This window comes from Rhizobium anhuiense, assembly GCF_003985145.1.
In the GTDB taxonomy this organism is placed as follows: Bacteria; Pseudomonadota; Alphaproteobacteria; order Rhizobiales; family Rhizobiaceae; genus Rhizobium; species Rhizobium anhuiense.
In genome coordinates this window covers 218,057-238,013 of the sequence record NZ_ML133528.1, presented here as the reverse complement: position 1 = coordinate 238,013, position 19,957 = coordinate 218,057, and the positions used below count along the sequence as shown (strand labels likewise).

Below are 19,957 nucleotides of genomic sequence, written 5' to 3'. Positions count from 1 at the left end.
CTATTTCAGCTTCTTCTTGAGGTCGTAAAGTGCGTCCATTGCCTCGCGCGGCGTCATGTCGTCAAGGCTCATCGCCTTCAGCGCCTCCTCGACCTTGGACGGGCCGCGGGCCGTGTCCTCGCGGCGCACCGCCACCTGGAAGAGCGGCAGGTCGTCGATCAGCTGGCTCGCCGGGTTCTTGCGGTCGGCATCTTCCAGACGGGTGAGCACATCGCGGGCTCGCGCCACGACCGAGGCCGGAAGCCCGGCAAGGCGCGCGACCTGGATGCCGTAGGAGCGATCCGCCGCCCCCGGCCCGACCTCGTGCAGGAAGATGACGTCGCCGTCCCATTCCTTGACGCGCATCGTGGCGTTCGATAGCCGGCCAAGTTTTTCCGAAAGCACGGTCAGTTCATGGAAATGCGTGGCGAAGAGGCCGCGGCAGCGATTGGCCTCATGCAGGTGTTCGACGGCGGCCCAGGCGATCGACAGGCCGTCAAAGGTGGCGGTACCGCGGCCGATCTCGTCGAGGATGACGAGCGAACGGTCGCTCGCCTGGTTGAGGATCGCAGCCGTTTCCACCATCTCGACCATGAAGGTGGAGCGCCCGCGCGCCAGATCGTCGGAGGCGCCGACACGGGAGAAAAGCCGGTCGACGATGCCGATATGGGCTGATGTCGCCGGCACGAAGGAGCCCATCTGCGCCAGGATAGCGATCAGCGCGTTCTGGCGCAGAAAGGTCGACTTGCCGCCCATGTTCGGGCCGGTCAGGAGCCAGATCGCCCCGTCCCGGTCGCCGGTCTTCGGCGACAGATCGCAATGATTGGCGACGAAGGGCCCGCCCGCCTGCCGCCGCAGCGCCTGCTCGACGACCGGATGGCGCCCGCCCTCGATGGCAAACATCTTCGAGCCGTCGACCTGCGGGCGGCAATAGGCCTGCTCTTCGGCGAGAAGGGCCAGGCCCGCGGCGACGTCGATGACGGCAAGCGCCTTCGCGCCCGATTTGATCGCCTCGGCTTCCGCAACCACGGCCGCCGTCATCCTGTCGAAGGCTGCGAGTTCGATCGAAAGCGCCCGGTCGGCGGCGTTGGCGATGCGGCTTTCCAGATCGGCAAGTTCGGTGGTGGTGAAGCGCATCGCGCTCGCCATCGTCTGGCGGTGGATGAAGCGCGCCTTGGCCTCCGCCGTATCGGTCATCGGCGAGGCATTGCCGGCGGTGACCTCGATGAAATAGCCGAGGATATTGTTGTGCTTGATCTTCAGCGACCGGATGCCGGTTTCCTCGGCATATTGCAATTGCAGGCCGGCGATGACCCGGCGCGACTGGTCGCGCAGCGCCCGGACCTCGTCGAGTTCGGCGCTGGCGCCGTCGCGCAGAAAACCGCCGTCGCGTTTCAACAGCGGCAATTCGTCGGCAAGCGTTTCGGCAAGCAGCTTTTCCAAGGCTGCGGGAAGCGCCTGCAGCCCGGACAATGCCTGGCCGAGCTCTTCGGGCAGCATCGCCTTGTCGAGCAGGCCTGCAAGTCCCGCCGCCGCTTCCAGGCCCTGGCGGATCGCCCAGAGATCGCGCGGGCCGCCGCGGTCGAGTGCGAGGCGCGACAGCGCACGCGGCATGTCGGGCACATGTTTCAGCGTGTCGCGCAGGTTGCCGCAGAGCAAGGGTTCGTCGATCAGGAAGCCGATCGAATCGAGCCGCGCATTGATACGGGCAGGGTCGGTCAGCGGCGACATTAGCCGCTCGGCGAGAAGCCTGGCGCCGCCGCCGGTGACGGTGCGGTCGATCGCTTTCAAGAGCGAACCGTTGCGATCACCCGAAAGCGTGCGGGCAAGTTCCAGATTGGCGCGCGTGGCGGGGTCGATGAACAGCGTCGAAGCCGCACTTTCCCGCTCCGGTTTTCCAAGCGGCGGGCGCTCGGCGATCTGCGTCTTCTCGACATAGGCGACGGCAGCTGCCGCTGCCGCGAGTTCGGCGCGCGAGAAGGTGCCGAAGCCGTCGAGCGTCGCGACGCCGAAATAACGGGCAATCCGGCCCTCGGCGCTGGCGCTGTCGAAGAGCACGGAAGGCTGCGGTACGGCTGTCCGGCCGAGCACGTCGAAGACCGGCTTGAGCTCTGGATCGTGGAAGATCGTGTCGGGCAGGATGAGTTCGCGCGGATCGATGCGCAGGATATCGGCCAGCAGCCGAGAGGCTTCGGTTTCGGCAAGCCGGAAGACGCCCGTGGAAATATCGATCCAGGCAAGCGCCAGCAAGGGCTCGGCCCCGCCGCGAATGCGGGTCAGCGCCATCAGATAGTTGGACTCCGAGGGCGAAAGCAGCTTTTCCTCGGTGATCGTGCCGGGGGTGACGAGGCGGATGACGTCGCGCTTGACGACGGATTTCGCGCCGCGTTTTTTCGCTTCGGCCGGATCCTCGATCTGCTCGCAGACGGCGACGCGGAAGCCGAGCGAGATCAGCTTCTGCAGATAATCGTCGGCCGCATGCACCGGAACGCCGCACATCGGGATATCCTGGCCCATGTGCTGGCCGCGCTTCGTCAGCGTGATGCCGAGCGCGCGCGACGCTTCCAGCGCGTCCTCGAAGAACAGCTCGTAGAAATCGCCCATCCGGTAGAAGAGCAGCGAACCCGGATTGTTCGCCTTGATCTCGATATATTGCTCCATCATCGGCGTCGCCGAGGCACGGCTTTCCGCCGTGGCGAGCTCGGCAGCCGAAAAGGCTTCATTCCCTGTGTCTATTCGTGCGTTCACGGAGGTGGAGTTTTTCCCAAAAAAACAGGTGCCAACCCTATCCGCCCGCCGCTATAGATGACAACAGCATTTGAGGAAGAGCAAAGCGTCGCCCACAGGACGTTGGAGGATTTATGCCCGATATCGATAAGAAGGACCGGCCGGTGACCTCTGTTACCGACCAGGAGGCGCTCGAATTTCACGCCATGGGCCGGCCCGGCAAGCTGGAGATCAACCCGACCAAGCCGATGGCGACGCAACGCGATCTCTCGCTGGCCTATTCGCCGGGTGTTGCCGTGCCGGTGAAGGCGATCGCCGCTGATCCGCAGACGGCCTATGATTACACGGCGCGCGGCAATATGGTCGCCGTCATATCCAACGGCACGGCAATCCTCGGTCTCGGCAATCTCGGCGCGCTGGCTTCCAAGCCCGTCATGGAAGGCAAGGCGGTGCTCTTCAAGCGCTTCGCCGACGTCGATTCCATCGACCTCGAGATCGATACGGAAAATGTCGACGAGTTCATCAACTGCGTGCGCTTCCTCGGTCCTTCCTTCGGCGGCATCAACCTCGAGGATATCAAGGCACCGGATTGTTTCGTCATCGAAAGCCGGCTGCGCGAGCTGATGGACATTCCCGTCTTCCATGACGACCAGCATGGAACGGCCATCATCGCCGCTGCCGGCCTGATCAACGCGCTGGAGCTGACCGGCCGCGACCTGAAGACGACAAAGCTCGTCTGCAATGGTGCCGGTGCTGCGGCGATCGCCTGCGTCGAACTCATCAAGGCGATGGGGTTTGCCCCTGACAATGTCATCCTCTGCGACACCAAGGGCGTCATCTACCAGGGTCGCACCGAGGGTATGAACCAGTGGAAATCGGCGCATGCGGCAAAGACCGACGCACGCACGCTGGAAGAGGCGATGCAGGGCGCGGACGTCGTTTTCGGCCTGTCGCAGAAAGGTGCGTTTTCGGCCGAGATGATCCGCTCGATGGCCGAGCGGCCGATCATCTTCGCCATGGCCAATCCCGATCCCGAGATCACGCCGGAAGAGGTCGCCCGCATCCGCGACGACGCCATCATGGCGACGGGCCGGTCGGACTATCCGAACCAGGTCAACAACGTCCTCGGCTTTCCCTATATCTTCCGCGGCGCTCTCGATGTCCGTGCCTCGACAATCAACGATGCGATGAAGATCGCCGCTGTCAATGCGCTGGCAAACCTGGCCCGCGAGGACGTGCCCGATGACGTTGTCGCCGCCTATCAGGGCAACCGGCCGCGTTTCGGGTCGCAATACATCATTCCCGTTCCCTTCGATCCCCGCCTGATCTCGGCGATCCCGGTGGCAGTCGCGCAGGCTGCGATCGAAAGCGGCGTCGCCCGCAAGGTCATCACCGACATGGCGGGTTATGCCCGCGAGCTGTCGGCACGCCGCGATCCGATCGCCTCGACGCTCGCCAGCCTCTACGAGCGTGTCCGCCGCCGCCCGAAGCGGATCGTCTTTGCCGAGGCCGAGGAAGAACAGGTCCTGCGCGCAGCTCTTTCCTATGCCAACCAGCAGCTCGGCACCGCCATCCTGCTCGGCCGTGAGGATCTGATCCGGGCGACGGCGGAACGCGCCGGCATCGATCTCAACCGGCCCGGCCTCGAGATCGTCAATGCCCGTATCTCCACCCGCATTGAGGCCTATGTCGATTATCTCTATGCGAGGCTGCAGCGGCACGGTTATCTCTATCGCGATGCCCAGCGGTTGATCCACAACGACCGCAACCACTTCGCCGCCACCATGGTGGCGCTCGGCGACGCCGACGGCATGGTGACGGGCATCACCCGCAATTATTCGACGGCGCTCGAGGATGTACGCCGCTGCATCGACGAGAAGCCCGGCCACCGCATCATCGGCGTGTCGCTGGCGCTCTGCCGCGGCCGCACGGTCTTCGTGGCCGATACGGCGGTGCACGACATGCCGACGGCCGAGCAGCTTGCCGATATTGCCGAGGAGGCCGCGGGTCTGGCGCGGCGCATGGGTTATTCGCCACGCGTCGCCCTGCTTGCCTATTCCACCTTCGGCCATCCCTCGGGCGAACGCTCCGAGCGGGTGCGCGAGGCTGTGAAGATCCTCGACAAGCGTCGCGTCGATTTCGAATATGACGGCGAGATGGCGGCCGACGTCGCTCTGAACCGCAAGGTGATGGAGCAATATCCTTTCTGCCGCCTGTCCGGCCCGGCCAACGTGCTCGTCATGCCGGCTTTCCACTCGGCCTCGATCTCGACCAAGATGCTGCAAGAACTTGGCGGCTCCACGGTGATCGGTCCGATCCTCGTCGGCGTCGACAAGCCGGTGCAGATCACCGCGATGGGCGCCAAGGATTCCGACATCGTCAACATGGCGGCGATCGCCGCCTATGGGGCGGGTTCGTAAACGCGCCTCTTGCGACATATGAGACGGCATTCCGTGCCCGGCCGACTGCCCGTCGGCCGGGCACAAGTTTTCGTGGCAGCTGATGAAGTCTGCTCTTCCGATAAGTCATACTTTTGATACAATAGGCCTGTAGGGGGCGGCATAATTTGCCCGCAGGGACATTGAAAGACCGCGGGCAATCGATGCGGTTTTGCAGCTCAGTTGTTTGATATCAGCCGGTTGGTGTCCCATGCCAGAAAACGCATCCGCCAATTTCATCGCCCGATTTCAGGGGGCAACCTTCGACGATATGGTCGAGGCTCTGACCAGGGGGTTCGGTTCGTTCGATGCATGGCGCAATGGTCGGGAGAAACCGCTCGACTGGAAGGTTGGCTTCTGGGGTGATGAAAGATTGTCGCTGGTCAGCAACCAGGATTCCGGCGGCTGGGGTGCAAGAACGGCCCATGGAACGCCGGAAACGCTGGCAATCATCATGCCGCGGAGGGGCGCTCTGGATGTAACGCTGGGTCGGAACGTGATCCAAGGGACACCTGGGCGGCTCTTGTTGATGAACAATCTCGAGCCGGAACGGGTTTCCGTACGGGCAGCGCCTCACCGGTCGGATACACTGAGCCTGAACTGGACGATCATCGCTCAAACCGTCGCCTCCATACTGGAGACACCCCTGACCGGGCCAATGGACCTGGCGCCGCTCGTCGATCTTTCCACCGCAGCCGGACAGTTGATCGGCAGCCTCGCCCAAACGATCATCATCGGCATGCGCAACAACGGGCCGCTCCTTCACTCGCCAATCGCCATGTTGAACCTGACCCAGGGGTTTGCCGATCTGCTGGTGCGCTCGGTTCCTCATCGGCTCTCGCACCTTCTCGACAGGAAAATCCACCTGATCGCACCCCGGCATGTCCGTCGGGCAGTTGAATTCATGCATGCGAACATCGCACAGCCGTTGACGATGCAGAGCGTCGCGGAGGCGGCCGGCATTTCTATTCGCGCGCTTGAAAGCGGTTTTCGTGCCTTCAAGGAAACCACACCGGCTGCCTACCTCAGGACGATCCGCTTGCAGGCGGTGCGAGAGGATCTGCGCGATCCTTCAAACCGGCAGCCGTTGCGGGACATCTGCTTGAAGTGGGGATTCTTTCACTTTGGCCGCTTTGCGGCAACCTATCGGGCGGCCTACGGAGAGAACCCGTCGGACACCAGAAGGCGAGCCGATCTGTGACGGACGATCGTCACTCGAAGTAGACCAATTTAGCTCGCGAAGCGGCCGGCGTCGGCGCCGTAATAATTCAGGTAGCGGTCGGAAATGCTGGCGATCGGCAGCACGATCAGCACGTCGGTCGTGTTGAAGGCATGGTCGATGACCGCGCTGGAGCCGACCATGGCGCCGAGGCGCAGATAGCCCTTGATCAGCGGCGGCAGGGCCATCAGCGCCCGCTTCGGGTTGATGGCTTCGACCGGCATCAGGTCCATGTTGCGGGCGAGGTCCGGTAGGGCGCCGACGGCCCATTCGTTCTTCGCCAGCACATTGTGGTAGAGGAAGGACAGTGCCAGCGCATGGCTTTCCAGATAGACGCCGGGGAAGGAAGCGCAGCCGAACATGGCGCTCACGCCGTGCTTCAGCGCATAGGCCCAGTTGCCCTGCCACAGAAGTTCGACGGTGCGCTTGGTGCGATATTCCGGCAGCACACAGGAACGGCCGAGTTCCATGAAGCGCTTATCCGGATGTTTGGCAATGAGGCCCTCGATCTCGAATTCGGAAGCCGAGTAAAAACCGCCATTGGCGATGGCGACATCCTGGCGCAACAGCCGGTAGGTGCCGACGATCTGGTCTTCCGGATCGCCCTCGATTGCACGGTCGAGAACGAGAAGATGGTCGCAGAAAGCGTCATAGGCGTCGACGTCGCGCTGGCGGCGCATGGCCTCCAGCGGCAGCTGCGCCTTCATTTCGTCGACGAAGACGCGGTAGCGCACAGCCTGGGCGGCATCGATCTCTCGTGCCGTGCGGGCCAGGCGAGTCTCCAGATTGCCGATGCGGCCGAGAATGTCGCCGTCCTTCTGTGCAGCAGCCGTCGAAGGTCGCGCAGCCTCCGCCGTGGTGTCACGATTCAGGATGTCGATGGCGGACATGGCGATTCTCCCGTTGCCGGCTTATCGACGCCATAAAACACTTCTATACGACAGGAAAGTGACATTTTGAATTTCCCAAACGCAAGGAGCGTACCGGTTTCGACGCGCCTTACCGCGCCTCAGCACGGCGGGCGGAAAGTGCGGCGACAGCCTGAACTTCGGTCAGCAGCCGCACCGGGTCGACCGGCTTAACCATGACGCGGTTGGCGCCGTTGAGCAAGACCTGCCGGCGTGATTCGTCGCTCTTGTCGGCGGTGAGAACGATCACCGGCACCGGGGCAAGATCGAGCCGTCTTTCATGGCCGCGCAGGCGCCCCAGCATGTCGATGCCGTTCCCGCCCGGCATCGACAGGTCGCTGATGATGATGTCGGGCCGGGCATTCGCATCGCAGAGCGCATAGTCGAGCAGCGACTCGAAATCCTCGACATGGCGCACCTTGTGCCCGCCCTTTTCCAGGACGACGCGCACCAGCATGGCATTGATCGGATCATCCTCGCCGAGCAGGATGCTGAGCCCGCTCGCCGCAACCAGCGTCTCCGTCAGCGAAAGGCCGAAGCCCGGCTGGTTGTCGTTCAGCGCGTCGCGTTTCTCCATGCCGCGCATGCGCCCGCGCAGCACGTCGATCAGCGACTGCTCGCGCAGCGGCCGGATCAGCCAGGCGTCGAAGAGGTCGAGCGGATGGGCGCTGCGCTCTTCCGGATTGACGAGCAGGACCTTGCGCAGGCCAAGAGCGGCGATGTCGGCGCGGTCGGCAAGATGGGCGGAAAATTCCGCCGACATCCGGTGGTCGATGATGATATCCGTCGGCCGCTTTCCGCTCTTTGCCAAGCCGAGCAGCGTTGCCCGCGCTGTTTCGCCATCGCCGACGAGATGGCAGAAGCCGCCGAGTGTGCTGATCGTCTCGGCAATGGCGGTGCGGGCCGCACCTGCCGGCGCCAGCAGCACGACGCTGTTGCCGGCAAGCAGCGTGTTTCGCCGGTCGGGGCGCTCGCTGCCGATGTCGACGGGGAAGCGGATGGTGAATTCGCTGCCTCTGCCCTTTTCGCTGGCAACCGTCAGCGCGCCGTTGAATTCGCGCATGATGCGAGCGGAGATGGCAAGGCCGAGCCCGGTGCCGCTGCTCTTGTCGGCAAAGGTCCCGCCCTGCTCGAATTCGCCGAAGACGCGCGCCTGTTCCTCGGCCGTCATGCCGGGACCGCTGTCGGTCACGGTGATCAGCAGATCGCCGGCGTCGAGCGACACGCGGATGAAAACGCCGCCGACCTGGGTGAATTTCACGGCATTGCCGATGACGTTGAAGAGAACCTGGCGCAGCCGCGCCGGATCGAAGCTCATATTCTCCGGCACGTCGGACGATACGGTGGCGCCGATCTCGATACCCTTTTCATGCGCCCGGTGGGCGAGCATCTCGACGACGCTTTCCAGAAGCTTGCGCAGCGATTCCGAGCGCGGGTGCAGCGCGAAGCGGCCGACTTCGATGGTGGAGAAATCGAGCAGGTCCTCGACCAGCTGGGTCAGCGCGTGGCCAGACTGGCGGATGTTCGCCAGATAGTCCTGCTGCTCCTGGGTCAGCCGCGTCTCGGCGATCAGATGCGTCATGCCGAGAATGCCGGAAAGCGGGGTGCGCACCTCGTGGCTGACGGTGGCAAGCAGCCTGGATTTGGCGGCGCTGTTATATTCGGCCTTCTGCCGCGCCTCCTCGCGGCCCTGTGCGATCAGCCGCTCGTCGGTGACGTCGCGGGCAACGCTCTGCAGCAGCAGGCGACCGTTTGCCGGGTCACGGGTGACGACGTCGCGCCAGAGGAAGATGCGCTGGCCCTCCGGCGTCGAGATCTCGACATCGTAGCAGTGCGGGATCGGGCCGGGGCGGAAGGCAAGCCCGATCTCCTCACAGGTTTTGCCCTCCGGACGCAGCCGCCCGGTCAGGCGGCGAAACGTGTCGTTGGCGGAGATGATGCGCCGGTCCATGGTGCGGCCGAGGGTGATGTCGCCGAGCACGTCGTGCACGTCGGCAAACAGCTTTGCGCCATCGTTCGAATCCGTGGATTTGCCGTTGCGCCGTCCGGCCGTGCGCGACCGTACCATCAGCAGGGCGTAGCTGGCGATGACGGCAAGGCCAAGAACGACGAGACCGCCCGAAAGCAGCAGCGGATCGCCGGCATGGGCAAGCAGCATCAGGATCGTTGCGGCAAGCAGGCCGGCGCCGCCCAGCCAGTAGAACAGCAGGCGCCGCGTCGCGGCAGGCCCGTTCTGGCGGTCTTCGGTTCCCCGGGGTGCCGATGCTTTCGGTCGTGAAAAGATGGCCCCGATCCGCTCTTCATGCGGCTTGGCGGCGGGTCCACCGAAGGCGGCGGACAATCTTTCGTGCAACTGTCCCAGGTTGTGCATGGTACCTGGATAACATGAGGCCTCTTCCGAATGCCTTCAGGAATTCGATAAGATTTTAGCGGCCGGTCTTTTTCGGCAGCAGCAACTCATCGAGAATGACACAACCGGCGCCGATGGTGATGAAACTGTCGGCGAGATTGAACACCGCGAAGGACCAGCTTTCGGTGTAAAAAAGAATGTAATCGATCACATGCCCATAGGCGAAGCGGTCGACGAGATTGCCGATCGCCCCGGCGATGATCAGCGCATAACCGAGATGGGCGAGCCAGCGGTCCTTCGCCGTGCGATACCACAGCCAGATAACGAAGGCGACGATGACGAGCCGCATGCCGACGATGAACCAGCCGTCCATGCCCGACAGCATCGAAAAGGCGACGCCGAGATTGTAGGTGCGGTAGAGCGCCAGCATCGGAACGACCGGCACGACCTCCTGCAGCGGCAGGGTGTGATCGACGGCGATCTTGACGATCTGGTCGATAAGAACGGCGACGACGATGAAGAAAAGAATCGGCGCCGGGCGCGAAAACAGCGCGGGGCGTGCAAGCGTCTGTTCGGTCATTTGCCCTCGGCAAGTGAGAGGAGATGGCGGCGCGCCTCGAAAAGCATGACGGCTGTGGCGACGGCGAGGTTCAGGGAATCGGCGCGGCCCTGCTGCGGAATGCGGGCAAGCGCATCGGCTTCCCTCGCCAACTGGTCCGGCAGGCCGGATTGTTCATTGCCCATCAGGAGCACGACGGGCTTTTTCCGGTAGTCGATCGTGCGGTAATCGACCGCGCCGGCCAGATGCGTCGCGACGATGGAAACTCCGGCCGATTTCCGCCAGGCGATGAATTCCTCGGGGGTCGCCCGCGCCACCGGAACGGCAAAGACCGAGCCCATGGTGGCCCGCACCGTTTCGAGCGAGAAGGGATCGGTCGTTTCTCCCAGCAGAATGATGCCGGAAGCGCCGGCCGCATCCGCTGTCCGGATGATCGTGCCGAGGTTGCCGGGGTCGCGCACCCGGTCGAGCGCCACCCAGGTCTCGCCATCCCTTGGCCGAATATCCCGCAGCGGCTTCCAGCGCTGCTCGAAAATGCCGACGACCATCTGCGGATTGTCGCGGCGGGTGATCGAGGCGATCACCTTTTCGCTGACTTCGAGCACCAGCCCGCCCGAGGCGACGGTCCTGGCCGCCATCTGCTCGACCAGCGGCTTGCCCTTGGCGGCCTTGGCATAGACCAGCGTGCGGATCGTCCAGCCGAGTTCGATCGCATCGATGACGAGCTTCAGTCCTTCGGCGAGGAAAGTACCGCTTTCCTCGCGCGACTTCTTGTTCGTCAGCGCCTTGATGTCCTTGATGATCGGATTGGCGAGCGAGGTGACTTCCTTCACCTGTCCGACCCTGCGCGGTCCCTGATCGTGGAAGTCCTTGCTCATTTCGGCACCCAGCGGGAAAAGAGGGAAGTGGAAAGGGCGCGGCCCTCAGTCTTGCCGTCAGTGCCGGCTTCGCGAATCACCAGCTCGCCGGATTCGACCACGCCGCCGGCGCCGCGCATCGTCTCGCGCATCAGCTCGTGGATCGAATAGAAGCTGGCGCGGATCGAATAGGCCGTCAGCACCAGGCCCACCGCCTTCGGCGACAGGATCTCGCGGCAGATGTCGAGCATCAATGGCAGATGCTCGAACAGATGCCAGACCTCGCCATTCGGGCCGCGGCCGAATTTCGGCGGATCGGTGAGGATGATGTCGTATTGGCTGCCGCGGCGTTCCTCGCGCAGGATGAATTTCATCGCATCCTCGCAGATCCAGCGGATCGGCAGCTTCTCCATCCGCCCGAGCGCCTGGTTTTCGCGCGCCCAGCCGATCGCCTTCTTCGAGGCGTCGACATGGGTGACCTCGGCGCCGGCAGCGGCGGCAACCAGCGAGGCGACGCCGGTATAACCGAAGAGATTCAGCACCTTCAACGGCCGGCCCGCCTTTTCGACCTGCTCCTTCATCCAGCTCCAGTGCACGATCTGCTCGGGGAAGACGCCGACATGACGGAAGGAGGTGAAGCGGCCGAGAAAATCGACGCCGAGCAGATTGAGCGGCCACGTCTCGCCGAGCGCTTCTTTCGGAAAGCGCCAGCGGCCGGTGCCTTCCTCGTCGGTATCGCCGGTGAAGACGGCATCGACCTTTTCCCAGACATGGGCCGGCAACGATGGCCGCCACAGCGCTTGGGCCTCGGGACGGATGATGCGGTAAGGGCCGTATTGCTCCAGCTTTTCGCCATTGCCGCTGTCGATCAGGTGAAAGTCGCCGGCGCCGAGCGATTCGAGGATGACAGGCACGCGCTCAGCCGGACGCTCGCCGCTGCGCGTCATCAGGGGGCGCATGACGGCAGCCTGCGCGGCAGCCTCGCGCACAGTCTCGCGGGTCGCCGGTGGCCGCGCGACCGGCTTTGCCGGCCGGCCGGCCCGATCGTCCCTGCGGCTTTCACCGGAGGGACCGGATGTCTTCTTCTGGCCCGGCCGGCGTTCTCTTTGTTTCAACGTGCTCTTCCGCGTCTCTGTCGGGGTGTCTTATAGGCTATGCAGTAGCCCAGAAGACCGTGCCGGATCAACTGCGCGCTGGCCGGCCCCCGCGAGAGGGCGGGTTCTGCGGGCACAGTGCCTATTTCAAGCCCTCGGACGCCTCTCTTCGAAGCCAGCTTTCCGCCGCATAAAGTGCAGCGACATGCATCGACTGCATGATGACGGCGCCGGATTGCAGGTCGCTGAGGATGGCGGCGAGATCGGCAAACAGCAGCTCGACCTTCTCGCCAGGGTCGAAACGCGGTTCGCCGGCCCGGCTCAGACCGAGCGCCAGCCAGCTCGTCACCGCGTTGCTGTGGCTGGCCGCATTCGGATAGGAGGTGAGCAGCTTGACGAAGGTCGAGGCTTCATAGCCGGTCTCTTCCCGCAGTTCGCGCTGTGCCGCCGCCAACGCCGCGTCGCCGGTCTCGCCGTGGCCAGTCTTGCCATCGTCTGGTTCGACGCCGCCGGCGACGAGGCCGAGCACGATCTCGCCGCGGCCGTGCCGGTATTCCCGCGTCAGCAGCACCCGCCCGTCGGGCATGACAGGGATGACGTTGATCCAGTCGGGATAATCGAGCACATGGAATGGCGCGATGACGATTCCGTCGGCGGTGACACAATCGTCGCTCCGCACCCGGATCCAGCGGTCCTCATAGGTGATGCGGCTTGCCGTCACGCTCCAGGGCTTCAGTTCGTTCATCGGCCAATTCCTCGCTCGGGATCGTCACGCAGATAACATTCCCCTCCGCCTTGGCAAAGCGCTTTCCCGCTGGATAAGTTGAGCGAATCGAAGATGGGGCTGCCGAATGGATTTCACCGGCGAAGAACGCATCGCCGCACCGCGGGACGTCGTCTGGGCAGCGCTCAACGATCCCGAGATCATGCGCGGCTGCATTCCAGGCTGCCAGGGCATCGAGCGGCTGTCGCCTGATGTCTTCGAGGCGACGATCAAGGTCAAGTTCAGCCTGCTGTCGGCCACCTTCCACGGCTTGCTGACGCTTTCCAATGTCGATGCGCCGAGGAGCTATACGCTGTCGGCCGAAGGCAAGGGCGGTCTTGCCGGTTTCGCCAGGGGCAGCGCCGATGTCGTACTCGAGCAAAGCGGCGTCGAGACCATCCTGCACTATCGGGCGAGGGCCGAGCTCGGCGGAAGGCTTGCCCAGTTCGGTGCCCGCCTGCTCGATTCGACCTCGCAGAAGCTCGCCGAAGGGTTCTTTTCGGATTTCAACGCCGCTGTCGTCGCGAAGATGACGGCGGGGTAGGCTTGGCGCGAGCACAGGGTTTGTTTAAATCGACGTCATGACGTGGACCATCAGGCCGCCGCGGGCGGAAGACCAGGAAATGCTCGCGGAGATCTATCTTTCCGTGCGCCGCGAAACATTTGTCTGGGTCGATCCCGGCAAGTTCCATCGCGAGGATTTCGCCGCCCATACCAACGGCGAGACGGTCTTGGTCTGCGAGCATGCGGATGGCAGTGTCGCCGGCTTCCTGTCGCTCTGGCCGGAGGACGATTTCATCCACATGCTCTACCTGAGACCGGAATTCCAAGGGAAGGGCGCCGGCACGGCGCTGCTGCAGGCGCTGCCGGAATGGCCGCAGCACCGGTACCGGCTGAAATGCCTGGTGAAGAACCGGCGGGCGAAGGCGTTCTACCTCTCCCACGGCTTCCAGGTGACCGGCAATGGCGCCTCGCCGGAAGGCGACTATGAGGAACTGAGTTTTTTCCGGTTTGACGGCGCCCAAAGCCGTTGAAATCGAGCCGATCTTACCGCGACGGCAGCTGCCCGGCGATTTCTTCGGCGCGGTTCTTGTGACGATCGGCCTCACCCTGCCAGCGGATGGCTTCCTTGGCCTCGGTGCGGGCGCGCTTGCGGTGTTTGCCCTGGCTGAACCAGGTGGCGGCCGAGCCGATCAGCATGCCTGATATCAGCGCGATGAACAGGAAGACGAAGAAGGGCGCGGAAACCGCAAGCACCTTGTCCTCCGGCCGGAACGGATTGAAGGCGAGCGTGACGCTCTGCCGGTTGGCGACGCAGAAGACGATGAGGATGACGCCGAGCGGCAGTAGAATCAGCAGGTTGACGATCTTCTTGGCCATTTGAGGTCTCCACGCGGCATATTGCGCCGGTTTTTTTGAAGGGCGCGTTTGATGCTTGGCAGGATAGGAAAACGGCTCTCGAATTCAAGTGCGGTTTCGCCGCAGGCGGCAGCCGCCGCTCAATCCTCTTCGTCGGCCTGGCCGGGATTGAGCCGCTCACGCAGCTCCTTGCCGGTCTTGAAGAAGGGAACCCACTTCTCCTCGACGAACACCGTATCACCGGTCCGCGGATTGCGGCCGGAGCGGGAAGGGCGATTCTTGACCGAAAAGGCCCCAAAGCCGCGCAATTCGACTCGGTTACCCGCAGCCAGTGCATCCGTGATCTCGTCGAGAACCGCGTTGACGATATTTTCGACGTCGCGATGATAGAGATGCGGGTTGCGTGCCGCAACTATCTGCACCAATTCGGACTTGATCACAGTCGCCCCCTTAAATTATTGATTTCTTATCAATCGCGGCCAACCTGCCAAACTGAAAGCAGCCCGTCAAGAAGCAACTTTGGGGGCAGGATTCCATTAATATCCTGGGTTTTCATGAGATCATCATAACCGAAGATCGTAATCAACCGCGAAACAGCCCCAGCGAGCAGAAAGGGCGTATTGCTCTTCTTGTCCCAGTCGACCATCGGCAGGTCGGCATCGACGCCGCGCGATTTGAGATAGGCGCGGATTTCGGGCTCGCCGCCGATCGTATCGACGAGTTTCACCTTCAGCGCCTGGCGGCCGGTGTAGATCGTGCCGTCGGCGAGTTTCAGCACCTCGTCGCGCGGCAGCTTGCGCCGGTCGGCGACCAGGTCGACGAACCAGTTATAGCTGTCGACCACCATGTTGCGGATCATCGCCTTGGCCTCTTCGCTCGCCTCATGGAAGGGCGAGGGCTCGGCCTTCAGCGGCGAGGACTTGATCTCCTGCAGCGAGACGCCGATCTTGTCGAGCAGCGGCTGGATCTGCGGATACTGGAAGATGACGCCGATCGAGCCCGTGATCGAGCTGTCGCCGGCAATGATCGTATCGCCGGCGGTGGCGATCATGTAGCCGGCGGAGGCGGCAAGCGTGCGCACGTCGGAGACCACAGGCTTCTTGGCTGATATTGCCCGGATGGCGTTGAAGATTTTTTCGCCGCCATAGGTCGTGCCGCCGGGCGAGGAGATCGAAATCACCGCCGCCTTCACCTGGTCGCTGGTCTCGACCTTCTTCAGCCGCTCCAGAAGCTCGTCGTCGTCGACGATCAGTCCCGATATCGTCACATGGGCAATATGTGGGCGCTGCGTCCCGGCATCGCCGACGGCGAAGTGGTAGAAGGCGAAACCAAGCGCCACGATGAGGGCAACGGCAATGAGGCGCCAGAAGCCGAGCTTGCGGCGCAACCGCCGGCGATCCGCGATGATCGAACTGTCCATAGAAACCTCCAGCGCTGGCCCGGCTTCGGCATGCCGCCGAAAGGTCCGGTAAAATAAGGCGGCCGCGGCGCGTACGAATGCCACTTTTTGATGTTTTTCCGTTTTGTTGCTTGTTGCAGAAAAAATTCCATATTGGCAAGCCAATGTAATAATGCGAAACGAACTGTGATTGGCGGCCGGCTTTGTTAGAGAGGCGCGGCGATCACCGCACATGGACGAGGCCTATGCTCGACACCCTGAAGAACAACGGAAATGCCGCCTTTACAGGGTCCGGCAGAAGCGCCTATGGCGACGCGTTGTTCCATTCTGCCCGCGTGCGCCGGCTGAAGATATTGCTGCCGGTGGCCGCCCTCATCGTCGCCGCAGGCCTCACCGCGGTGGCGTTGATCAGCATCTATCTGCCCGAGAACATCAAGATGGAAGGCGCCAAGATCGAAAACGGCAAGGTCGTGATGGAGAAGCCGGCGATATCAGGACGCAATTCAGACGGCATCAACTATTCGATGTTGGCCGAAAGGGCGCTGCAGGATATCCGCAATCCCGATCTAATCACGCTCGAGACCATCAAGGCCGCCGTGCCGATGAATGACGGGCTGATCGCGCGCGTCGTCGCCTCGACCGCCGATTACAATCGCGCCACCGACAATCTGCATATGACGGCCCCCTTCACCCTCGTGCTGAGCAGTGGCCTCAATGCGCAGTTCCAGTCCGCCCGGCTCGACATCAAGGGCGGAAACATGCGGAGCGACGATCCCGTCACCATCACCAAGGACAATGCCTCCATTGTTGCGCGGACGATGGAGATAACCGATAAGGGGCGGGTGATCACATTCGAGGGGAATGTTCGCATGAATGTCGATCCATCCACCATCCATAAACAGGGCACTTAACCAGCCGGGTCACCATGACAAAAGATTGTCGCATATCCACTTGCAAGACTGGCATGGCATTCATTGCCGGCGCATTTGCCCTTATCCTGACGGCTTCGGGCGCGCCCGCGCAGCAGGCGGCCACGATGTCGGGCATGAAGCTTTCCAACGACCAGCCGATCCAGATCGAAAGCGACAAGCTGGAGATCCACGACCAGGAGCACACCGCGCTCTTCACCGGCAAGGTCAAGGTCGTCCAGGGCACGACGACGATGCAGTCCGGCAAGATGACCGTCTATTACAAGGACAAGGCGGCAAAGCCGGCCGCTGACGGGGCGCAACCTGCGGCCCAGCCGCAGCAGTCGGGCTCGCTTGCATCGGGAAGTGCTGATATCGACAAGATCCTGGTGACCGACAAGGTCCTCCTGACCTCGGGCACGCAGACGGCGACTGCCGATGACGGCAATTTCGACATGGCCTCGCAGACCTTCATCCTCACCGCGGATGAGGGGAATAAGGTCATTCTGTCGGACGGGCCGAACGTCTTTACCGGCTGCAAACTCACGGTTCACATGCAAACCGGCCAGGCGGAGCTTGAAAGCTGCGGCGGGCGTGTCCAGATTCAGCTCGATCCGAAGTCGCAGCCGAGTACGCAGCAGAAGCAGAACTGAGAAGCCGGCCTCCCACGTGAAATTATCATCGCTATCCACCATGTTCGGCAAGCCCGGGCCACAAGCTGCGGGTGCCGCCGACAAGAGCCGCTATCAAGGAACGCTGATCGCGCGCGGTCTGACGAAGACCTATGCGACGCGACGCGTCGTCAACGGCGTCTCGCTGGTGGTGCGCCGCGGCGAGGCCGTCGGCCTGCTCGGCCCGAACGGCGCCGGCAAGACCACCTGTTTTTACATGATCACCGGCCTAGTGCCGGTGGATGAAGGCACGATCGAGATCGACGGCAACGATGTCACGACCATGCCGATGTATCGCCGCTCGCGCCTCGGCGTCGGTTACTTGCCGCAGGAAGCCTCGATCTTCCGCGGCCTGACGGTGGAGGAGAATATCCGCGCCGTCCTCGAAGTGCATGTGAAGGACAAGGCCGAGCGCGAGCAGAAGTTGAACGAGCTTCTGGAGGAATTCCATATCCAGAAGCTGCGCAAGAGTGCCGCCGTCGCCCTGTCGGGCGGTGAGCGCCGCCGCCTTGAAATCGCGCGTGCGCTTGCGACCGATCCGACCTTCATGCTGCTCGACGAACCTTTCGCCGGCGTCGACCCGATCTCTGTCGCCGACATCCAGAACCTCGTTCACCACCTGACGGCGCGCGGCATCGGCGTTCTCATCACCGACCACAATGTGCGCGAGACGCTGGGACTCATCGACCGGGCCTATATCATCCATGCCGGTGAGGTGCTGACCCATGGCCGGGCCAACGACATCGTCAACAATCCGGAAGTGCGGCGGCTTTACCTCGGCGACAATTTCAGCCTCTGACGCCAGATCCGGATGATTTTGGCCCGGATCGGCCTGAAATCTGGATCTGGATCGAAATCCAGGAATGAGAGTATGATGTCGTTCGAAAACGGCTCACACGCCCCGGCCGCTCGCCCATGCGACTCGGTTTGAGCCAACAGATTGCTTCAATCTGACCAGGAAAGTCTCCAGCCGCAGAAATTCACCTTGTTGGCATAGTTCCGCTTGACCAAATAGAATAAAAAAGCAATTTTTGGGCCAACTTGGATTTCCGTGGCCTGAGGCCTTGATCAGACGCGGTTTCCCGGAGGAATTGAGGGGAGTTTCGCGTCCGTCATGGCACTGTCCGCCAATCTTTTCCTGCGCCAGACCCAGTCCCTGGTGATGACACCGCAACTGATGCAATCCATCCAGTTGCTGCAGATGACGCATTTTGAACTCAACCAGTTCATTGCCCAGGAAGTGGAGAAGAATCCGCTGCTCGAATTCCCGTCGAATGACGGCGAGGCGGGCGGCGAACGCGGCGAAAGCGAAGACGAGCAGTATGCTCATCAGCCGGAGGATGCCGGTTCCGACGACGGCTACGACAACCGCACCGACGCGCTCTCCAGCGACTGGTACGACAATGGCGGCAGCGCCAGCACCAGCCGGCTGAACGACGAACTCGACGCCAACTACACCAATGTCTTTCCCGATGACGGTGCCCCGCAGCGCCTCGATGCGCCGGAGCTCGTCAGCCAGTGGAAATCGATGCCGGGCAGCGGCGAGGGCGCCGATTACGATCTCGACGATTTCGTCGCCGGCCAGGTGTCGCTGCGCGATCATCTCGGCCAGCAGATCCCCTTTGTCCTGCCTGACATGGCCGACCGGCTGATCGCGCAGAATTTCGTCGACCAGCTCGACGACGCCGGTTACCTGCACGCCGATATCGTCGAGGCGGGCGAGAGGCTCGGCACCAGCGTCACGCAGGCCGAGCGCGTGCTTGCCGCCCTGCAGACGCTCGATCCGCCGGGTGTTTTCGCCCGCAGCCTTGCCGAATGCCTGGCGATCCAGCTCAGACAGAAGGACCGGTACGATCCCGCCATGCAGGCGCTGGTCGAAAACCTCGAACTTCTGGCGCGGCGCGATTTCGCCACGCTGAAGCGGATATGCGGCGTCGACGAGGAAGATCTTCTCGACATGCTCGGCGAGATCCGCCAGCTCAATCCCAAGCCCGGCAGCGGTTTCGAGGCGGGTGTTTCCGAAGCGATCATGCCGGATGTGGTCGTCAGGTCCTCCTCGGAGGGCGGCTGGCTGGTCGAGCTCAATCCGGATACGCTGCCGCGCGTTCTGGTCAACCAGTCCTATTTTTCCCGCGTGACAAAGAACGGCGAGGATCACGCCTTTCTCGCCGATTGCCTGCAGAGCGCCAATTGGCTGACGCGCAGCCTCGACCAGCGGGCAAAAACCATCATGAAGGTGGCAAGCGAAATCGTTCGCCAGCAGGACGCCTTCCTGCTGCACGGCGTCGACCACCTGCGGCCGCTGAACCTGAAGACGGTCGCCGAGGCGATCAAGATGCATGAATCCACCGTCAGCCGCGTCACATCGAACAAATATATGCTGACGCCGCGCGGCCTCTTCGAACTCAAATATTTCTTCACCGTCTCGATCAGCGCCGTCGAGGGCGGCGACAGCCATTCGGCCGAGGCCGTCCGCCACAAGATCCGCGCGCTGATCATGCAGGAGAGCCCGGACGCGGTGCTTTCCGACGACGATATCGTCGACATGCTGAAGAAGGGCGGCGTCGATCTCGCCCGCCGCACGGTTGCCAAATACCGGGAAGCGATGAACATCGCCTCCTCGGTCCAGCGTCGCCGCGAGAAGCGGGCGCTCGCCAAGGTCGCTGGCTTCTGAGGCGGCATACTTCGAGCTTGATCGAAGCATCCATCTCCAAATCCCCACTATT

At 62.8% G+C, this 19,957-nt stretch carries 18 protein-coding genes; 8 read left to right on the top strand and 10 right to left on the bottom strand.

What is annotated here, in order from left to right; translation table 11 throughout:
- Complete coding sequence (gene mutS / locus EEQ99_RS21095; protein ID WP_127431042.1) at positions 1-2,727, bottom strand: DNA mismatch repair protein MutS; 2,727 nt, start codon at positions 2,725-2,727, stop codon at positions 1-3.
- 113 nt (positions 2,728-2,840) lie between these two features.
- On the opposite strand from mutS, the gene EEQ99_RS21090 reads away from it, so the two are divergent.
- Together EEQ99_RS21090 and EEQ99_RS21085 are read left to right on the top strand one after the other, a co-directional pair.
- On the top strand, positions 2,841-5,126 hold the full coding sequence (locus EEQ99_RS21090) for an NADP-dependent malic enzyme (protein WP_028755476.1): 2,286 nt from the start codon (positions 2,841-2,843) through the stop codon (positions 5,124-5,126).
- A gap of 229 nt (positions 5,127-5,355) precedes the next feature.
- Entirely contained in the window at positions 5,356-6,345 is a 990-nt protein-coding gene (locus EEQ99_RS21085) for a helix-turn-helix transcriptional regulator (protein WP_047617183.1), read from the top strand.
- A gap of 29 nt (positions 6,346-6,374) precedes the next feature.
- Here the strand turns inward: EEQ99_RS21085 and olsB are convergent, their stop codons facing one another.
- From olsB to EEQ99_RS21055, 6 genes are all read right to left on the bottom strand, one after another.
- A complete protein-coding gene (olsB, locus tag EEQ99_RS21080; RefSeq protein ID WP_028755474.1) occupies positions 6,375-7,253 on the bottom strand; it encodes a l-ornithine N(alpha)-acyltransferase in 879 nt (292 codons plus the stop codon).
- Positions 7,254-7,362: 109 nt separating this feature from the next.
- Positions 7,363-9,642, bottom strand: coding sequence for a PAS domain-containing hybrid sensor histidine kinase/response regulator (locus EEQ99_RS21075; protein ID WP_127431041.1), 2,280 nt, complete (start codon positions 9,640-9,642; stop codon positions 7,363-7,365).
- Positions 9,643-9,697: 55 nt separating this feature from the next.
- Positions 9,698-10,201 carry a signal peptidase II gene (gene lspA / locus EEQ99_RS21070; RefSeq protein WP_047617180.1) on the bottom strand — a complete coding sequence of 168 codons (504 nt, stop codon included), beginning with the start codon at positions 10,199-10,201 and terminating at the stop codon, positions 9,698-9,700.
- A complete protein-coding gene (locus EEQ99_RS21065; RefSeq protein WP_028755471.1) occupies positions 10,198-11,058 on the bottom strand; it encodes a TrmH family RNA methyltransferase in 861 nt (286 codons plus the stop codon). Before EEQ99_RS21065 ends, lspA begins: the two co-directional genes overlap by 4 nt.
- Positions 11,055-12,152, bottom strand: a complete 1,098-nt coding sequence (locus EEQ99_RS21060; protein ID WP_047617178.1) for a class I SAM-dependent methyltransferase — start codon at positions 12,150-12,152, stop codon at positions 11,055-11,057. Before EEQ99_RS21060 ends, EEQ99_RS21065 begins: the two co-directional genes overlap by 4 nt.
- Before the next feature lie 121 nt (positions 12,153-12,273).
- Complete coding sequence (locus tag EEQ99_RS21055; RefSeq protein WP_097543232.1) at positions 12,274-12,876, bottom strand: NUDIX hydrolase; 603 nt, start codon at positions 12,874-12,876, stop codon at positions 12,274-12,276.
- Positions 12,877-12,982: 106 nt separating this feature from the next.
- Here EEQ99_RS21055 and EEQ99_RS21050 point away from each other — a divergent pair, with 106 nt between their 5' ends.
- A complete protein-coding gene (locus EEQ99_RS21050) occupies positions 12,983-13,438 on the top strand; it encodes an SRPBCC family protein (RefSeq protein WP_127431040.1) in 456 nt (151 codons plus the stop codon).
- Positions 13,439-13,475: 37 nt separating this feature from the next.
- Entirely contained in the window at positions 13,476-13,928 is a 453-nt protein-coding gene (locus EEQ99_RS21045; protein WP_127431039.1) for a GNAT family N-acetyltransferase, read from the top strand.
- 13 nt (positions 13,929-13,941) lie between these two features.
- Here EEQ99_RS21045 and EEQ99_RS21040 read toward each other — a convergent pair whose 3' ends face one another.
- The 3 genes from EEQ99_RS21040 to sppA all read right to left on the bottom strand — a co-directional run bounded on the left by EEQ99_RS21040 (position 13,942) and on the right by sppA (position 15,673).
- Positions 13,942-14,274, bottom strand: coding sequence for a LapA family protein (locus EEQ99_RS21040; protein ID WP_127431038.1), 333 nt, complete (start codon positions 14,272-14,274; stop codon positions 13,942-13,944).
- Positions 14,275-14,393: 119 nt separating this feature from the next.
- Entirely contained in the window at positions 14,394-14,693 is a 300-nt protein-coding gene (locus EEQ99_RS21035) for an integration host factor subunit beta (RefSeq protein ID WP_003544934.1), read from the bottom strand.
- Positions 14,694-14,722: 29 nt separating this feature from the next.
- Positions 14,723-15,673, bottom strand: a complete 951-nt coding sequence (sppA, locus tag EEQ99_RS21030; protein WP_028755465.1) for a signal peptide peptidase SppA — start codon at positions 15,671-15,673, stop codon at positions 14,723-14,725.
- Positions 15,674-15,897: 224 nt separating this feature from the next.
- Between sppA and lptC the strand changes: the two genes are divergently transcribed.
- The 4 genes from lptC to rpoN all read left to right on the top strand — a co-directional run bounded on the left by lptC (position 15,898) and on the right by rpoN (position 19,905).
- Entirely contained in the window at positions 15,898-16,563 is a 666-nt protein-coding gene (lptC, locus tag EEQ99_RS21025; protein ID WP_025554407.1) for an LPS export ABC transporter periplasmic protein LptC, read from the top strand.
- Between the two features lie 14 nt (positions 16,564-16,577).
- Positions 16,578-17,213, top strand: a complete 636-nt coding sequence (locus EEQ99_RS21020; RefSeq protein WP_047617172.1) for an LptA/OstA family protein — start codon at positions 16,578-16,580, stop codon at positions 17,211-17,213.
- A gap of 40 nt (positions 17,214-17,253) precedes the next feature.
- On the top strand, positions 17,254-18,030 hold the full coding sequence (gene lptB / locus EEQ99_RS21015) for an LPS export ABC transporter ATP-binding protein (protein ID WP_003556077.1): 777 nt from the start codon (positions 17,254-17,256) through the stop codon (positions 18,028-18,030).
- Positions 18,031-18,345: 315 nt separating this feature from the next.
- Positions 18,346-19,905 (top strand): RNA polymerase factor sigma-54, encoded by a 1,560-nt coding sequence (gene rpoN, locus EEQ99_RS21010; RefSeq protein ID WP_047617170.1) that lies wholly within the window; start codon positions 18,346-18,348, stop codon positions 19,903-19,905.
- Positions 19,906-19,957 lie beyond the last annotated feature (52 nt).

What these genes read in the sequence shown, in the direction of transcription:
- EEQ99_RS21090 (WP_028755476.1), top strand. Translation starts at nt 2,841, where the DNA reads ATGCCCGATATCGATAAGAAGGACCGGCCGGTGACCTCTGTTACCGAC.
- EEQ99_RS21085 (WP_047617183.1), top strand. Translation starts at nt 5,356, where the DNA reads ATGCCAGAAAACGCATCCGCCAATTTCATCGCCCGATTTCAGGGGGCA.
- olsB (WP_028755474.1), bottom strand. Translation starts at nt 7,253, where the DNA reads ATGTCCGCCATCGACATCCTGAATCGTGACACCACGGCGGAGGCTGCG.
- EEQ99_RS21075 (WP_127431041.1), bottom strand. Translation starts at nt 9,642, where the DNA reads ATGCACAACCTGGGACAGTTGCACGAAAGATTGTCCGCCGCCTTCGGT.
- lspA (WP_047617180.1), bottom strand. Translation starts at nt 10,201, where the DNA reads ATGACCGAACAGACGCTTGCACGCCCCGCGCTGTTTTCGCGCCCGGCG.
- EEQ99_RS21065 (WP_028755471.1), bottom strand. Translation starts at nt 11,058, where the DNA reads ATGAGCAAGGACTTCCACGATCAGGGACCGCGCAGGGTCGGACAGGTG.
- EEQ99_RS21055 (WP_097543232.1), bottom strand. Translation starts at nt 12,876, where the DNA reads ATGAACGAACTGAAGCCCTGGAGCGTGACGGCAAGCCGCATCACCTAT.
- EEQ99_RS21050 (WP_127431040.1), top strand. Translation starts at nt 12,983, where the DNA reads ATGGATTTCACCGGCGAAGAACGCATCGCCGCACCGCGGGACGTCGTC.
- EEQ99_RS21045 (WP_127431039.1), top strand. Translation starts at nt 13,476, where the DNA reads ATGACGTGGACCATCAGGCCGCCGCGGGCGGAAGACCAGGAAATGCTC.
- EEQ99_RS21040 (WP_127431038.1), bottom strand. Translation starts at nt 14,274, where the DNA reads ATGGCCAAGAAGATCGTCAACCTGCTGATTCTACTGCCGCTCGGCGTC.
- sppA (WP_028755465.1), bottom strand. Translation starts at nt 15,673, where the DNA reads ATGGACAGTTCGATCATCGCGGATCGCCGGCGGTTGCGCCGCAAGCTC.
- lptC (WP_025554407.1), top strand. Translation starts at nt 15,898, where the DNA reads ATGCTCGACACCCTGAAGAACAACGGAAATGCCGCCTTTACAGGGTCC.
- EEQ99_RS21020 (WP_047617172.1), top strand. Translation starts at nt 16,578, where the DNA reads ATGACAAAAGATTGTCGCATATCCACTTGCAAGACTGGCATGGCATTC.
- lptB (WP_003556077.1), top strand. Translation starts at nt 17,254, where the DNA reads ATGTTCGGCAAGCCCGGGCCACAAGCTGCGGGTGCCGCCGACAAGAGC.
- rpoN (WP_047617170.1), top strand. Translation starts at nt 18,346, where the DNA reads ATGGCACTGTCCGCCAATCTTTTCCTGCGCCAGACCCAGTCCCTGGTG.